Consider the following 14,830-nt stretch of genomic DNA (forward strand, 5'->3'; position numbering starts at 1 on the left):
AACGATTCTTAACTATACAGTATCACGATTGAGGCAGAGCAGTTAACAATGGCTACGGGCGACTTCTTCGGCTCCGTTCAGGACAATGGGAGGCGAGAGGGCATCACAGCTCATCGGCTATGCTTCAACCGATCGCCGAGTGGTTTCACTTGTTCTGGGCATTCGTCTTTTAATCGCGAAGAGGTCTCAGGCTCTGCCGGTATGACCATGTTTTCTTTTCTGATCGGCCATAACTCCTTGCTATAGCTGTTTCAGTTTTACTGATAACGCCGACAGAAGCTAATACTGAAACACTCTCTGCAAAAATTGTTTAAGGTCCGCGCTGTCCGGTTGGTCGAATAACCGGGATGTCGGACCTGTCTCGACTATGCATCCGTCAGACAGAAACACGGCTTGATCCGCCACCCGGCGCGCGAAACCCATTTGATGGGTGACCAGAATCAGGTCGCGTCCTTCCGATCTTAATTCTTCGATAAGATCGAGCACCTCGCCGGTCATTTCCGGGTCCAGGGCTGAAGTCGGCTCGTCAAACAGCAAAAACCGCGGTTTGATCGCGACTGCTCTGGCGATGGCGACGCGCTGTTGCTGTCCGCCGGACATCTGCGCCGGTTTTTTATGCGCATGCTCCGCAAGGCGAAAACGTTCCAGCAGACTCATGGCCAGCTCAGCAGCATCGGCATGGTTGTAACCATGCGCTTTTTCCAGCGGCAGAACGATGTTTTCCAACGCCGACAGGTGAGGGAACAGATTGTAGGACTGAAAGACGGTGCCGACGCTACGCCGGTGATGCAGCAGGTTCCGTTCATCGAAACTCATCGCTTGCCCGTCGATTTCCAGCATGCCCCGGTCCGGGGTTTCCAGGCCGGCGAGTATCCGTAATAAGGTCGTTTTGCCTCCTCCGGAAGGGCCAATCAGCACCAGGGCATGAAAGTCCGGCAACTCCAGGGAGGCCGGCTTCAGCACGACATTGTCGCTGAAGCTTTTTTGCAAACCGTTCAGCTTAACTCGCATAGCGGTATTTTTTTTCCAGGTAGCGGCTGAACAGCGATATCGGCAAGGTCAGCAGCATATAGCCCGCCGCCAATGGCAGATAGCTTTCCAATGCGCTGTAGGTGAAAGCATTTACCTCCTGCGCGTTCAAAGTCAGTTCGCTGACGGCAATGATGGACAACAGGGAAGAATCCTTGATTAATGCGCCGAACTGCCCGGCCAATGGCGGCAGGATACGGCGTATTACCTGAGGCAAAACCACATAACGATAGGTTTGCGCTTTGGTCAGGCCGATGGCTCGCGCCGATTCCAGTTGCGATTCGCCCAGGCTTTCTATCCCTGCGCGGACGATTTCCGCAATATAAGCCCCGGAGAACAAGGCCATGGTCAGTATCCCGACCATATAGCGGTTTTCAATGCCGACCGCATCCGCAACCACATAAAAAAACACCAGTATTTGCACCAGCAACGGCGTGCCGCGTATCAGCTCGATATATAGTTTTCCCAGATACCTAAGCGGCAGAAAGCGCGAGCGCTGTATCAGCGCGCACAGCATGCCGATCAGCAGACTTAACAGCAGAGATGCGGCGGAAACCGCCACAGTGACCAGCCAGCCCTGGATAAACTTCTGGCGATATTCGTAGACTGCTCCCCAGTTCCAGCCGTATTGGAGGCGGTCGAAGGCCAGATAGAGCAATAGCGCAATCAGCAGAAAAGCCGATAAAAATCCGCAGATGCCTGCCGCCAGTGGAATATGCTCCGCGCTCCGGTCACGCGGCGCAAAAAACAGATGCGCTAAAAATTTGGGCATGGTTATAACGGAAATGGGACGCCCAGCTTCTCGAATCCGGCTTTCTGCTCTTGCAGATAGGCATCTGCCAGACGCGAAAATCCGCCGTTGGCGCGGAAAGTTGCCAGAAACGCATTCACCTGTACCTTGAGCGCATCGTTGCCTTTACGAATACCGATAGCCCATTCTCCAGCGTCTATCGGATCAAGCAGGACGCGGGTGGTGTCCGGGTTGCGCTGCCAGTTCTGCACCACGAAAATCTGGTCGTAAATCGTCGCGTCGGCTTTAGCCTGGACCACTTCCATTACTGCGGAGGATTCCTTGTCCAGTAGTAATAGATGCGCCTTTTTCAGGTGCTGAGCCACGTAAATATGCCCGGTAGTGCCTCTTTTCACCGCTATGGTGCGCTGAGGGTTATCGAGATCGGCAACCGATGCGACTGGCGACGATTTGTTGACCAGCAGCGACAAACCGCTTTTAAAATACGGCTCGGAAAAGTCGATGGATCTGGCGCGCTCGGCAGTAGCCGTCATTGAAGACAGGATCAGATCGATCTTGCCGGTTTTCAGCGCCGGAATCAGTCCGTCAAAAGCCATATTTTGTATCGCGATGGGTTTGTTTAACGCTTTACCCAGTTCCTGCGCCAGTTCAACGCTCAAACCGCTGGGTTCGCCGGCTTTATCCGTCATTTCGAAAGGAGGGTAGGATAAATCCATGCCGACAACCAGGGTGTCGGCGTGCGTTGCGGCACCGGCCGAAATCGAGCAGGCAAAAAACAGTGTCGCGCATGAAATCAGCAGTGCGTGCATGGTTGTCTCCACGGAATAAAACGAGGAGTAGATGGTACCAAAACACGGCTGCTCCATGGGCTTTATCGTGCGGCGATGCGCGGATTGCGCTCAGACGAAGAGTCTTTCGCGGTTTTCAATCTCGTTGCTGTTCAAGCCCGTGCATCGGCCAGATCTCCCATGCCCGCCAGATTAGCCCTGTCGTCCAACGACAATACGACTCCTATATTAAGCAGTATCACAAATTTTCCGTTCACCTTGCCCATACCGGCGATATAGTCGGAGCGTATATGTGCACCCAAAGCCGGCGCCGGCTCTATATCGCTTGCAGGTATCTCCAGCACCGCGCTTACCGCGTCCACCAGCACGCCCGTATCATGCTTTTCGTCTTCGTGACCGATCTCAACGATGACAATACAACTGCGTCGCGTTATCTGGCTCGCAGACTTGCCAAGGTACACTTTCAGGTCGATTACCGGCACCACCGCGCCGCGCAGGTTAATTACACCGCGAACAAACTCCGGCATACGCGGCACTCTGGTCAACTGTCCGTACTCAATGATTTCCTTGATGTGCAGGATGCCGATAGCAAAAGACTCGTCTCCCAGCATGAAAGTCAGGTACTGCAGCTCCTGCTCCTGGCCACTACTACCGGCAGCAGTGCGTAGCGCTTCATTGTATGGCTCAATATTACCGCTCCTGACGGTCTGGTGCTGAGCGTTCATGTTTATTCTCCCTGACGCATTAGCTTTCGTTGGATTTACAGTGTTTGCGCTGAACAAAAAACCGAAGCCTGCAGGCCGGGCGTCGCATCTCCAAGGTATCGGACCGGCGCTTCCAGGCTGTTACGGCTTAAAAACGCACAAATTCTCTTTGATCAAGCGCGGGATTCCCTGTTTCAGCAAACCCGGTTTTGGGCTTCGCTTTCGATTTGACGGATTTCAAGGCTGCATTCCGTTCTGTCCCGGTTTGCTGCGCCACGTTTTTTACCGTAAAGAAACCCATCAGTTCCTTTAGTTGTTCGGCCTGTTCGTTCATTTCTTCCGCCGTTGCCGCCAACTCTTCCGACGCGCCGGAATTTTGTTGAGTGATCTGGTTGAGCTGCGTCATCGCGTTATTGATTTGCTCCGCGCCTGCAGTTTGCTCTTCCGACGCCGACGCAATTTCCTGCACCAGTTCGGAGGTTTTGGCGATGCTAGGCACAATTTCGTTGAGTAGGTTTCCGGCCTTTTCCGCCATCGCCACGCTACTGCGCGCCAATTCGCCGATTTCCTGCGCCGCCACTTGACTGCGCTCCGCAAGTTTGCGCACTTCCGCCGCTACCACGGCAAAACCTTTGCCGTGTTCACCGGCGCGCGCGGCCTCAATGGCCGCATTGAGCGCCAACAGGTTGGTTTGATAGGCGATATCATCGATGATGAGGATTTTCCCGGCGATACTTTTCATGGCCTCGACTGTCCTGGTGACTGCTTCGCCACCCTCGCCGGCTTCCTTGGCGGCCTTGTTGGCCATGCCGTCTGTTACTTTGGCATTCTGCGCGTTCTGAAGAATGGATGCGCTCATTTGATCCATCGAGCTACTGGTTTCTTCCACGCTCGCCGCTTGCTCGCTGGCGCCCTGCGACATCGACTGAGCCGTCGCGCTGATTTCTACCGCCGCACCTCCCAAAGCATCCGTGGCGATTATGACTTGACCGATGGTTTGCGCCAGCCTGTTGATAGTATTGTTGACCGCATCGCGCAATTGACGCAATTGTCCCTGGTATTCCTCGGCGATGCCAAGCGTCATATCGCCCTGCTCCATGGCCGTCACCACTCGCATGACTTCATTGACCGGTCCGATGACTGCATCCATGGTGTCGTTGAACCCCTGGATAATTTTGCGAAAATCGCCTTGATGTCTGTTTGCATCGGCGCGCGTCGATAATCTGCCCTCGACCGCCGCTACCGACAGCATATTGGCATCGTTTATCAGCGCAGTGATGTTGTTTTTGACCAATACCAGATATTCGTGAATTTGATCGTCGTCCGAGGCCTTGCTCATCTCTGCGGTCAGGTCGCCCGAGGCAATACGGGTGACGTAGGCAATCAGCTCTTTAAGCCAGTCGTGTACGCCGTTCACGGCGTCCTTCATTTTCTGGTGATCACCGTGGCAGGTGATCTCGACTTTTTCACGCAGATTGCCTTCGCTGATCTTCGACAGTATGCGGTTCCCTTCGCCGATCGGCAGCAAAATCGCGTCCAGCATTTCGTTGATCCCGCTTATCACTTCAGCGTAGGCGCCTTTAAACACGGTGGTTTCGCCACGCTTGTCCAACTGTCCCTGGCGGCTGAATTCGGTGAGCTTGCCCAGTTCAGCCTTGAATTTTTGCAGCACCAGGGCGATGTTGTTGACCGCCTGCTTCATTTTCTCGTGATCGCCCTGGTAGGTCTGGGCGATCAGTTCGTCGATGTTGCCGTTGGAGATTTGCACGAGAATGCGGTTGCCTTCGCCGATCGGCAGCAAAATCGCGTCCAACATTTTGTTGACGCCGCTTATCACTTCAGCGTAAACACCTGTAAAACCAGCGGTTTCGCCACGCTTGTCCAACTGTCCCTGGCGGCTGAATTCGGTGAGTTTGTCCACTTCAGCCTTGAACTTTTGCAGCACCAGGGCGATGTTGTTGACCGCCTGCTTCATTTTCTCGTGATCGCCCTGGTAGGTCTGGGCGATCAGTTCGTCGATATTGCCGTTGGAGATTTGCGCGAGAATACGGTTGCCTTCGCCTATCGGCAGCAGTATCGCGTCCAGCATTTCGTTGATGCCGCTTATCACTTCAGCGTAAGCACCTGTAAAATCCGCTGTGTCGCCACGCTTGTCCAACCGTCCCTGGCGGCTGAATTCGGTGAGCTTGCCCAGTTCAGCTTTGAACTTTTGCAGCACCAGGGCGATGTTGTTGACCGCCTGCTTCATTTTCTCGTGGTCGCCCTGGTAGGTCTGGGCGACCAGTTCGTCGATGTTGCCGTTGGAGATTTGCGCGAGAATGCGGTTGCCTTCGCCTATCGGCAGCAGTATCGCGTCCATCATGTCATTGGTATTGCGAAGAATTGCGGCATAAACGCCTTCGAATTGGTCCGGTCTGGCGCGTTCGGATAGCAGTCCTTTGCCGGAAGCGTCTGTCAAGCGTTGCAATTCTTTTTGCAAACCGCCCAGGACCTCGGTGATGCGAATCAGGCTTTTGGCCAGCTCGTCGTTGTTTGAGCGTGCTGCGATCTTGACCGACAGGTCTCCTGCTGCAATGCATCGAGCGGCTTCGGCTTGATGATTAATCATGTCGATACACGTATTAAGGCCGTTTTTTAGCGTATTGAAATCGCCGTTGCAGTCACCGGTAATTTTCGGCGGTATGTCGCCTTTGGCAATACGATCGACATAACCGGCTGCCATATTTAACGGTCCTGCCAACGCGTCCAATATCCGGTTCAAACTTTCGGCGGTTTGGCGGTAACTCCCCCCTTTCGGAATGTTATCCAGATCGGCGCGCACAGCCAGTCGTCCATTTAGTACGCCATCGACAACTTCATTGATCTGCGCTTTGAAATCTGCTTCGGACGAACGATTCGTCCATTCGATCACCGTGGCGATACGCCGCCTCCCATCCGCATAAAAAACCGGGTTTGCCATCAAGGAGAACACCAGCTTGCCGATATGGATTTCGGTTTTGTACTGGCCGGTCAGTTCGTTCAGTATGCGACGCAGTTGAGGTGGATTGTCAATGAACTGGTCGACATTGGCGCCTAAAATACGGTTGGCGTTAAAGCCGGGGGATGCTTCGCTAAAATCGTCTTCGGCAGCTTTGAACATCGAGACGAGAGCGGGGTTTGCATAGATGATATTAAGATTCTCGTCCGCCACCATCACACAGGATCTGACCGAACTCAAGGCCGCTTCAATGATCATCACCTGCCGGCTGCTTTCGGTATCTGCATCCTGTATTTTCTTAACGCTCCGCATTAACGGCACAAAAGCATCGGAATTGTTGATATCTACGGGCTGGCTAAAATCACGCGCCGCTATTTTTTCGAGGATGCCCGCTACTTCATCGATACGCGCCTGTACTTTGGTATTGGGTCTGCCGGAAAACAAACTATTCAACATGATAATTTCCTCAATTCGCAGATGGGATGTGTTCGGAGTTAGGTAGCCGCAGTCTTTGCATGCGTGTGGTAAGTTTCCAGTCCCTGCCGTGAGGTCTTTCGACCGCCCTGCTGCAAAGACCGCATTGCCGACAAGGATTCGCGCTCCTTCAATCGGCGCAGGTTGGCGCCGGGTAATGCGATAAGCGGTGGGAGGCTGGGAGGGCTAGCCTTACACGGTGCAGCAACATGAACCTGGCTTTACCCTCGCTTGGAGCCCACAGTCAATCGGCATGACTTCATTCTCTCATTAAATAAGATCAATGAAGTAAGGTTCTCCTGAATCCGTGGTCTATTTTCGGAATAGTCATGAAATTCATATGGATGAGGCGCTTTTTGCTTCACCCGAAACGAACGTGAATTTCTTGTAAAATCATATTGTTGACTCTTACTGTCACGGGCTCATGGTTCTGTCAACACAGTGTTTACTTCAAATGCAGCTTTTTTTAATTATGCACAAGCGGATTATTACAGAACATACCTCAAATAGGTTAAAACGGCATTTGTGTGGTGCGCATAAAACTGTATCAGAAATAATATGTTATGCGGAAAGCAATTCTTTTTTTTTAATTAAAGGCCGTGTTTTCAATAGCTTCATCCAGGCTTGCCCATAAAAATCATTAACCCGCGTTTATCGGACAGCGCTTTGTCCTAGCCGTTCAGCTTTGCTTTGAACGACGACGGTTATAGACTAAAAGATGGAAAAATTTTTGTGCGGCCCGCTGTCATTAAAACCAATAATCGCGAATATCCAATTCTTGTGGCAAGATGGGACGCAGCTCGGGGTGGTTAAAGCGTTTTGGTTGAGAATTGGATGGTAAAGAGACATGACTCAGACAGTTTGTTCCAGTTGCGGTCATAAATTAACGCGGAAGGAACGCGAACTGGGATGTTTTTTATGTGAGATTTGCGAAGCCAAATGGGCTGTAAAGCATCCCAAAGTACTGGATGCGTTGAAACGTATAGCCGCCGACAGGTCTGATCATGTTCATGCGGTGAAGGAACGGCATAACAGAAAGCTGGACACCCCCAGGTCCAAGCCCGCGCAAGGCTAATCCTGCGCGGCGGTTGGTCTATTGGTTTGCGCCCGAATCAGGATGAAACCGTCTTGTCATCATCGCCAAACAAGCGCATCAACAGGCTGATGGCTACCAGCGTACCCAGATAAAACAGGATCTGAATGCCATCCGGACGCGAGACGTAGCCGATCAACGTGTGCAGCACCTGGCCGGGAAGGCTGTCCTCGGACAACAGCGCGGAGCTGTTCCATACTTCATGACCGAAAGCAGGCAACCAGTCGGCTTGCACCAGACAAGCCGCGCCCTGTGAGGCAAGCCCGGCAGCAAGCAACAGAATCAACCCGCTGGTTACGGTAAAAAGATGCTGAGCCGGAATGCGTAACAGTCCACGGTACATACCCGCTCCTATGGCCGCGCCCAGCACAATACCGAGCACGCCGCCGCTAATCATTGCGCTCCCCCCGCCGCTTTCTGTCGATGCAATGCCGTACAGAAACAGCACTACCTCGGAGCCTTCACGCAAAACCGCCATGCCGACGACTATGGCAAGCGCATAAAGCGGCCGTTCGCCCGATGCCACCGCTCGCCCGACACGGTTCATGTCGCGCGCTATTTCACGGCCATGCCGTCTCATCCAGACATTGTGCCATCCCAGCATGATGACGGCTGTAAACAGTATCGCGGCATTGAACAATTCCTGCCCAAACCCAGCTGCCGCTTCCGCCAGGGTGCCGGCAAAAGCGGCGACGACGCACGAGCCGATCAATCCTGCGGCCACGCCGCCTGTTATCCACAGGTTGCGGAATGCCGCCCCCTGGCTTGCCGCCATTACGATGCCGATAACCAGCGCGGCTTCAATGACTTCGCGAAATACAATAATGGCTGTAGCCAGCATGGTCGGTACCCCCTCTTCCAGCTCCTTTATTCTGCTACGATGCGTCCTTTGGCCGACGCTTCGTGAAACTCGCCAACGAAATCGTAAGCGCCTGGATGCAGAGGGCCGAGGGACAGGGTAATCCGGCTTTTTCCTGCGACCACTTTTTCCCGTTTCAGGGATTTGCTTTCGAATTCTTCAGGGGTGCCGTCCTCATTGATCACCACCAGCTTGATTTTTTGACCTGCAGGCACCTTCAGTTCCGCAGGAGCGAACTGATGATCCTTGATTGTTAAAGTATACGCGTCTTCCGCATAAACGGCGCTTTGCGAAAAAAACAGCAAACCGAACACAGCGGAAATGGAGAAGCGGTAACGGGGCATATAGTCATCCTAATGAAATTTATCAAAAACTTTTCCCGTCAGGGCAATAGGGGATTTATACAAATGATAAGCTTTCTCATTTGATTGCTCAAGCGGTTTTACAAGATTTTACTGCGTCCAAGCGTTTTTTAATTAAATGAAGCTGATGGGGTATGGCGAGGCATGCCGCCCGATCAAGTCAAGCGGATCACCGGCCAGTACCAAGTAAGTTGCGCCATATCTCTAGCTTGCGCGCATAGGATAATGAAGCATGGGCGGGGCTGGTGGACGGGGCGCGAAAGTAACGCGGTGGTTTACCGTTCAAGTGCGGCAATACCCGGCGCACATAATAATGTTCGGCTTTGGAGCCATTGAAAATAACGGAGCCGATTCTGTCGTAGCGCAGAAAAAATTTTTGAAAGTCGTTGACGACAACGGTATCGGCTTCGATGGAAGAGTCCAGACTGCCCGGACGTTTGCACGAATGCAAAACATCCCATAAGGCGATGCGGGCGTCGCTCAAGGCCGCTGTTCTGTTCTGGTACGGCACGCCGGCATCGAAATGCAGAATTTCCGCCATAATGCGCCAGAAAATATTGCGGGGATGGGCGTAATACTGAGCGGCTTTCAGTGAATCGCGTCCCGGCATACTGCCCAGTATCAGAATCTCGGCATCGGTTTCCGCGATAGGTTCGAAACTGTAGGCCAGCGCTTCAGACATCCGGCAGCCTTCCGTTGTCTGAGACCGGCTCTACATTTCTTAATCGTTTACGCTGTCAGGCGAAAAATTTCTTGACCGTGGTTTCTATTAAAGCCCACGGCATGACCATCGGTTTCTTGGTAATGTCTATGGTCAGCTGTTCACCGTCAATCTGATAGCTCCCTTCGATGCCCTTGCCGGAAAAGTTTCCGCTGGATGCGTCGCCCTTAAAATCAACGCCATTTTTTTCCGCTCCGGCCTGCGCCCGTGTAACCAATTGGTCCGCAGGCATATTCAATTTGACTTCGATACGCTTACTCATGCATTTAATTCCGCTAAATTAGTGACTTACTGTTTATCTACCAAACCAGGACAGCCTGTCATGCAAGCTGACAACTTCCCCGATGATAATCAAGGTAGGGATGTTATTATCAAGCTGTTCGCCCAGTTGCGCCAGACTTTCCAGTTCACCGGTAATCACGCGCTGTTCCGGCGTCGTGCCCTGCTGTATCAGCGCAGCCGGGATGTTCGGAGAACATCCTGAGCGGATCAAAGTTTCGCAGATAGTACGCAAACCATGCAAGCCCATATAAATTACCAGCGTCTGCGCGGGGTTGACGATACGCTTCCAGTCCAGTTCCGCCACCTCGCCGTTTTTCAGGTGGCCGGTGATAATCAGGCAGGATTGCGCGTAATCGCGATGCGTCAACGGAATTCCCGCGTAAGCCGCGCACCCTGATGCGGCGGTTATGCCCGGCACCACCTGGAACGGGATACCCTGTTCCATCAGCGTCTCAATTTCTTCGCCTCCGCGCCCGAAGATAAAAGGGTCGCCGCCCTTCAAGCGAACGACACGCTTGCCCTGACAGGCCAGTTCAACCAGCAGGTGGTTGATTTCGTTCTGTGGCAGGCTGTGACGGCTGCGCTGTTTTCCGGCGTATATTTTTTCCGCATCAAGCCGCGCGCGGGCCATGACGCCGGCTGACACCAGCCGGTCATAGACGATGACGTCGGCTTCCTGTATCAGTCGTAGTGCCCGTAACGTCAACAGCTCGGGATCGCCAGGGCCCGCGCCGACCAGATAAACCATACCTGTGTTAGCCGTTGAACCGGCATCGCCGCACAGCGCTTTTTCCAGGCAGGCCTGCGCTTCTGCGTCGCGCCCCGCGCAAACCATATCGGCCCAGCTGCCTTGCAGCAAGGCTTCCCAGAAACGGCGGCGCGCGACGGCGTCGCCTATCGCCGCTTTTACGCGCCGGCGGTTACGTTCGGCGAGTTCGGCCAAACGGCTGTAGGCGGGATGCAGCAGGTTTTCGATTTTCACTTTCAGCAAGCGGGTCAGTAACGGAGAACCGCCACCGGAAGACAACGCCACTACTACCGGCGAACGATCTACCACGGCGGGCATGATAAAACTGCACAACTCAGGGCAGTCCACCACATTTACCGGGATATTATGCGCATGCGCGACGGCGGAGATCTGTTGATTCACCTGGGCGTCGTCGGTGGCGGCTATCACCAGCCGGCAGCCTTCGACATCGTTGGGTTCAAATTGTCTGGGAAGCCAGACAAAGGCATTTTCATTCGAAAGTGTAGTCAGTTCACAGCATAGTTCGCTGCTGACCAGCGTAACGCGCCCGCCCGAGCGCAGCAGGGATTGCATCTTGCGCAACGCAACCTTGCCTCCTCCTGCAACCAGGCAGTTCTCGCCCGTAATTTTTAGAAAAACCGGAAAATAATCCATTTTGATATGCGTCTGCTAAAATTCACTCACGATCCGTATTATTTTCGAGAAACAAACATGCCAGAATTTGACTTGGAGCTGGATACCTGTGGTCTGATGTGTCCTTTACCGTTACTCCGGCTCAAAAAAATATTGCAAACCATGCAGAATGGTCAAACCGTGCGCGTTACCGCAACAGACCCGGCCTCTACGCTCGATTTTGGCGTTTTTCTCGAACAGGCGGGACATAGCTTGTTAAAAATCGAACACGAGCAGGGCGTCATCATTTTTTTGGTCAGGAAGGACGGCGTAGTTTAAATCACCAAATCCTCAACGCAGGCTGATCACCGGCCAACCGGCCGCCAGCGCGACCTGTCGCAATTTCGCATCAGGATCGACCGCGACCGGATTGTCAACGCGACGCAACAGCGGTAGATCGTTGTGCGAATCGCTGTAAAACCAGCTTCCCTCCAGGTTTTCATGCTGTTCGTTCAGCCATTGTTCCAGCAATTTAACCTTGCCTTCCTGAAAACTGGGGATATCGATATAACGACCGGTATAGCGTCCGTCGACAAACTCCGGCGTGGTGGCAATCAGGAGTTCGATGCCGTACAAGCCGACAATCGGTTCGGTGACAAAACGATTGGTTGCCGTAATCACCATCAACCGATCGCCGGCCTGGCGGTGACGCTCTATCAACTCCCGTGCGGCCTGCAACAGGATAGGACGGATTTTTTGCTCGACAAAAGTTTCACGCCAGGCAAAAAGTTGATCCGGTTCGTGTTCAGCCAGCGGACGCAGGGAGAATTGCAGAAACTCGTCGATATCCAGTCCGCCCTCCTGATACTGGCGATAGAATCGCTTGTTGGCTTCCCCATAGGTTTCCTTGCAGACCACTTGCTGCTCGACAAGAAATTCGCCCCACAAATGATCGCTGTCGCCGGCCAGCAGCGTATTATCCAGGTCGAAAATGGCTAGCGACATATCAAGCCCTCCAAGCCATGATATGGCCGGATCGGAGCCGAGCGGCTGCTTGATGGATAAGATAAACTCTGGGGCGAAAAGATTCGGTTAATCATCATGGGGTCAAGGAAAGGAATGCTTGGGCAATTATAACAAAGCGGATAGCGAGTTGACGGAGATTGTCCGGCGATAATAGGCCGAAAACCGCTTCGCTTATGGTAACCGGCTCTTGGTAAAGTACGGAACCGAAATCGGACGGTAAGCTGCCGCGTAGGACGCCAGATGCGAATGCCTGATATAGACGGTAAAATCCGGCTGCGCTGCTAAGCGGGTACGAATTTCGGGGGCAGTCGCCGGTAATGCCGGCTATCTTCGTGGTTGCCAATTTGCTCGTGAAGCGGCCCAATCGAATTTAAGCGGGCGATATTAAAAAATCTTAGAGGAAAGCTCCGCTGATCACGGAGGCTGGGGCGGCGGTATCAATAGTCGCATTTGTCAGAAATAACAGGTCTCCGCGGAAGAATTGGAACTGCGTGAAAAAGAGTTCCTTGTCAGCGGTAACGGGTTCGGAGCCCTGACGCAGGAGCATGGTATTTGTGAGCAGCGCAATCAGCGGGCGAGATCAAGGCGGATCCCTGGCGCAACCTTGCGGGTGAGCCGAATCCGCTTGATAGAATCTTCATAGAAACTTCAACCCGTCTGCACTGAGCAGGATTGTGCATCCGGTATTTTAAGTCGCTGATGAATCCAGACATCTGCGCAGATGTTTTCAAGATGGCGTGGTCACTCAAAAATCAGGGTGGATCGATGAGGTATTCCGAACGGAGTAGCCAATACATCCGCCATGCATTCGCGTATGAATGCCTGGTAGCCGAAACGGATCGCCGGAGCTTCACATGATCCAATTAGACCATATGAAATTAGCGAAGTGCTATGTATAATCGGCATCGCATTGAGCTGAAACCGGGCCGGCGCAATTGATCGGCATTAAATTTTCAGATGGCTTGATAGACTCCCGGCGTGCGCGGCTGCGCCGTTTTTCCGCCATAGCGGTTTATGACAGTATGGGCAAGGGACAGGCCGACTTGCTGGGTTTTAATCCATTGATTTTATGTTTCGCAATACAGTCAATTGGTGCCGAATCAGTGTTTCCTGAAAACTGAATGTTGTACTAATTTTAAATAGATGCATGGAGACGGATGCATGTTGGGTCCAAGGTGGCAGGGTTTGGCTTTCGAAAACAAGATGCTGGTTTTTAAAGCGTCTCTTATAACCATATTAATCTATGCACTGATTATTTACTTTTTTGCGTCGATGATGAATCAGTCGCGATCTCGCTCCAATGAGACTCATATTGCCAGAATGAGTCCGACACTGGGAGAACCCGGTCATACGCCGCCGGAACCTTACCCTTCATCTGAAAATTACGTCACCGTTAAGGTGGGAACCTATTTTGATAATGTCGATGTACTTTCCATTAAAGACAGCATGTGGAGCACGAACTTTTATGTCTGGTTCAACTGGAAAGGCGATGCAAAACTTGATCCGGGCGGCAAGCTAGTTGTTGTTGACGGGACAATAAATAAGAAAGAGTTGCTTGAGGAATATCATGGCGATAATGGAAATTATCAGAAGTACCGGATTTCAGCAAAGATTATCAAGTTTTTTGATACATCCCGCGTGCCGCTTGAAAATCATATGCTGAATGTCTATATCGAGAACGGCGAGATGGACAGCACGAAACTTCGCTTTGTTGCCGACGAAGCCTCTAATATCAGTTCCAGGCTTAAAATATCTGGTTTTAAAATTACCGGTAAAAGTAATGTCGTAAAGCCTCATACTTATAAAACCAACTACGGCTCTCCAAATCTTCCCGCGGATAGTAGATCCATATACTCTCAATACATTGCCGCAATTGAGATCAGCCGTATAAATTACGGATTTTATTTCAAGGTGTTTCTCTCTTTGTTTGCGGCTATATTGCTTGCTCTTTCCAGCTTTTGCATCAACCCTGCAGATGTTGCTCCACGTTTCGGCTTACCTACCAGCGCGTATTTCGGCGCAGTGGCTAATACCTATTTAGTTAGCTCGCTTTTGCCTGCGTCGGGCTCGTTTGGGCTGGTTGACAGCATTTCCCTTATTGGCTTGTTTACAATATTCATTGCAATTGTTTTATCGCTTGTGGCAGCTTATTACCACCGCAATGATAATAAGGACCTGGTTGTTGTTTTTGATAAAGTGATGTTATGGGTGGTCGGGCTCTGTTGTTTGGTCGCCAATATAATTATACCCTGGTGTGCAAATTCAGTATGATATGGTGCGGCTTTATCCCACCTATTCTCAATGAGTCGTCTACGGTCGGATTTTTACAGTCACGGCGTGGAGATAATCAATGGAAAGGTTTTAATCTAAAAGATTGATCCAATGACTAACGTCTGCCGGCGAT

General features: G+C 52.1%; 13 protein-coding genes. 2 read left to right on the forward strand and 11 right to left on the reverse strand.

Annotated features, from left to right (window positions below):
* Window positions 1-279: 279 nt before the first annotated feature.
* From F6R98_RS02560 to cysG, 10 genes are all read right to left on the reverse strand, one after another.
* Window positions 280-1,011: an amino acid ABC transporter ATP-binding protein gene (locus tag F6R98_RS02560; RefSeq protein WP_153247625.1), complete on the reverse strand. Its 732-nt coding sequence runs from the start codon at window positions 1,009-1,011 to the stop codon at window positions 280-282.
* Entirely contained in the window at window positions 1,001-1,801 is an 801-nt protein-coding gene (locus F6R98_RS02565; protein ID WP_153247626.1) for an amino acid ABC transporter permease, read from the reverse strand. The genes F6R98_RS02560 and F6R98_RS02565 overlap by 11 nt, the downstream gene beginning before the upstream one ends.
* Before the next feature lie 2 nt (window positions 1,802-1,803).
* The gene (locus F6R98_RS02570) at window positions 1,804-2,589 is read right to left on the reverse strand and encodes a transporter substrate-binding domain-containing protein (RefSeq protein WP_153247627.1); all 786 of its coding nucleotides are present in this window, start codon (window positions 2,587-2,589) and stop codon (window positions 1,804-1,806) included.
* 131 nt (window positions 2,590-2,720) lie between these two features.
* Window positions 2,721-3,293, reverse strand: coding sequence for a chemotaxis protein CheW (locus tag F6R98_RS02575; RefSeq protein ID WP_153247628.1), 573 nt, complete (start codon window positions 3,291-3,293; stop codon window positions 2,721-2,723).
* A 127-nt stretch (window positions 3,294-3,420) separates the two neighbouring features.
* Window positions 3,421-6,705, reverse strand: coding sequence for a methyl-accepting chemotaxis protein (locus F6R98_RS02580; protein WP_228125054.1), 3,285 nt, complete (start codon window positions 6,703-6,705; stop codon window positions 3,421-3,423).
* 1,130 nt (window positions 6,706-7,835) lie between these two features.
* A complete protein-coding gene (locus tag F6R98_RS02585) occupies window positions 7,836-8,687 on the reverse strand; it encodes an FTR1 family iron permease (RefSeq protein ID WP_407079302.1) in 852 nt (283 codons plus the stop codon).
* Window positions 8,684-9,019, reverse strand: a complete 336-nt coding sequence (locus F6R98_RS02590) for a cupredoxin domain-containing protein (protein WP_153247630.1) — start codon at window positions 9,017-9,019, stop codon at window positions 8,684-8,686. Before F6R98_RS02590 ends, F6R98_RS02585 begins: the two co-directional genes overlap by 4 nt.
* A gap of 187 nt (window positions 9,020-9,206) precedes the next feature.
* Window positions 9,207-9,719: a DNA-deoxyinosine glycosylase gene (locus F6R98_RS02595; RefSeq protein ID WP_153247631.1), complete on the reverse strand. Its 513-nt coding sequence runs from the start codon at window positions 9,717-9,719 to the stop codon at window positions 9,207-9,209.
* A gap of 55 nt (window positions 9,720-9,774) precedes the next feature.
* On the reverse strand, window positions 9,775-10,020 hold the full coding sequence (locus tag F6R98_RS02600) for a hypothetical protein (RefSeq protein ID WP_153247632.1): 246 nt from the start codon (window positions 10,018-10,020) through the stop codon (window positions 9,775-9,777).
* A 33-nt stretch (window positions 10,021-10,053) separates the two neighbouring features.
* A complete protein-coding gene (cysG, locus tag F6R98_RS02605) occupies window positions 10,054-11,442 on the reverse strand; it encodes a siroheme synthase CysG (RefSeq protein WP_153247633.1) in 1,389 nt (462 codons plus the stop codon).
* A gap of 57 nt (window positions 11,443-11,499) precedes the next feature.
* Between cysG and F6R98_RS02610 the strand changes: the two genes are divergently transcribed.
* Entirely contained in the window at window positions 11,500-11,739 is a 240-nt protein-coding gene (locus F6R98_RS02610; protein ID WP_153247634.1) for a sulfurtransferase TusA family protein, read from the forward strand.
* A gap of 12 nt (window positions 11,740-11,751) precedes the next feature.
* On the opposite strand, the gene F6R98_RS02615 is transcribed toward F6R98_RS02610, so the two are convergent.
* Window positions 11,752-12,405 carry a histidinol-phosphatase gene (locus F6R98_RS02615; RefSeq protein ID WP_153247635.1) on the reverse strand — a complete coding sequence of 218 codons (654 nt, stop codon included), beginning with the start codon at window positions 12,403-12,405 and terminating at the stop codon, window positions 11,752-11,754.
* A 1,182-nt stretch (window positions 12,406-13,587) separates the two neighbouring features.
* Between F6R98_RS02615 and F6R98_RS02620 the strand changes: the two genes are divergently transcribed.
* The gene (locus F6R98_RS02620; protein WP_153247636.1) at window positions 13,588-14,697 is read left to right on the forward strand and encodes a hypothetical protein; all 1,110 of its coding nucleotides are present in this window, start codon (window positions 13,588-13,590) and stop codon (window positions 14,695-14,697) included.
* Window positions 14,698-14,830: the final 133 nt, after the last annotated feature.

The organism is Candidatus Methylospira mobilis (genome assembly GCF_009498235.1).
Classification (GTDB): Bacteria; Pseudomonadota; Gammaproteobacteria; order Methylococcales; family Methylococcaceae; genus Methylospira; species Methylospira mobilis.

What these genes read in the sequence shown, in the direction of transcription:
- F6R98_RS02620 (WP_153247636.1), top strand. Translation starts at nt 13,588, where the DNA reads ATGTTGGGTCCAAGGTGGCAGGGTTTGGCTTTCGAAAACAAGATGCTG.
- F6R98_RS02590 (WP_153247630.1), bottom strand. Translation starts at nt 9,019, where the DNA reads ATGCCCCGTTACCGCTTCTCCATTTCCGCTGTGTTCGGTTTGCTGTTT.
- F6R98_RS02615 (WP_153247635.1), bottom strand. Translation starts at nt 12,405, where the DNA reads ATGTCGCTAGCCATTTTCGACCTGGATAATACGCTGCTGGCCGGCGAC.
- F6R98_RS02600 (WP_153247632.1), bottom strand. Translation starts at nt 10,020, where the DNA reads ATGAGTAAGCGTATCGAAGTCAAATTGAATATGCCTGCGGACCAATTG.
- F6R98_RS02565 (WP_153247626.1), bottom strand. Translation starts at nt 1,801, where the DNA reads ATGCCCAAATTTTTAGCGCATCTGTTTTTTGCGCCGCGTGACCGGAGC.
- F6R98_RS02570 (WP_153247627.1), bottom strand. Translation starts at nt 2,589, where the DNA reads ATGCACGCACTGCTGATTTCATGCGCGACACTGTTTTTTGCCTGCTCG.
- cysG (WP_153247633.1), bottom strand. Translation starts at nt 11,442, where the DNA reads ATGGATTATTTTCCGGTTTTTCTAAAAATTACGGGCGAGAACTGCCTG.
- F6R98_RS02610 (WP_153247634.1), top strand. Translation starts at nt 11,500, where the DNA reads ATGCCAGAATTTGACTTGGAGCTGGATACCTGTGGTCTGATGTGTCCT.
- F6R98_RS02560 (WP_153247625.1), bottom strand. Translation starts at nt 1,011, where the DNA reads ATGCGAGTTAAGCTGAACGGTTTGCAAAAAAGCTTCAGCGACAATGTC.
- F6R98_RS02580 (WP_228125054.1), bottom strand. Translation starts at nt 6,705, where the DNA reads ATGTTGAATAGTTTGTTTTCCGGCAGACCCAATACCAAAGTACAGGCG.
- F6R98_RS02595 (WP_153247631.1), bottom strand. Translation starts at nt 9,719, where the DNA reads ATGTCTGAAGCGCTGGCCTACAGTTTCGAACCTATCGCGGAAACCGAT.
- F6R98_RS02575 (WP_153247628.1), bottom strand. Translation starts at nt 3,293, where the DNA reads ATGAACGCTCAGCACCAGACCGTCAGGAGCGGTAATATTGAGCCATAC.